Origin of the sequence: Candidatus Thiosymbion oneisti, assembly GCF_900092655.1 — a bacterium.
GTDB lineage: Bacteria > Pseudomonadota > Gammaproteobacteria > Chromatiales > Chromatiaceae > Thiosymbion > Thiosymbion oneisti.
Genome location: NZ_FLUY01001001.1, coordinates 1 through 444, shown reverse-complemented (window position 1 = coordinate 444; position 444 = coordinate 1). Strand labels below are relative to the sequence as shown.

General features: G+C 62.8%; 1 protein-coding gene. It reads left to right on the top strand.

Features of this window, described 5'->3' with window-relative positions; translation table 11 throughout:
* Positions 1-444 (top strand): nitrogenase component 1 (locus BQ17_RS10280; RefSeq protein ID WP_305118702.1); only part of this gene is annotated, 444 nt, incomplete at both ends.

Here is a 444-nt window from a genome sequence, read left to right as displayed (position 1 = left end):
ACCGGCAAGCCGGTGGTGCCGGTGCGTTGCGAGGGCTTCCGCGGGGTATCCCAGTCCCTGGGCCATCACATCGCCAACGATTCGATCCGCGATTGGGTCATCGGCAACCGTGACGGCGACGACAGCTTCGCGACCACACCCTATGACGTGGCCATCATCGGCGACTACAACATCGGCGGCGATGCCTGGGCCTCGCGCATCCTGCTGGAAGAGATGGGCCTGCGCGTCGTCGCCCAATGGTCCGGCGACGGCAGTCTGTCCGAGATCGAGCTGACCCCGAAGGTCAAGCTCAACCTGATCCATTGCTACCGCTCGATGAACTACCTCAGCCGGCACCTAGAGGAGAAGTACGGCATTCCCTGGATCGAGTACAACTTCTTTGGTCCCACCAAGATCGCCGAGTCCCTGCGCGCGATCGCTACCCGCTTCGACGACACCATCCAG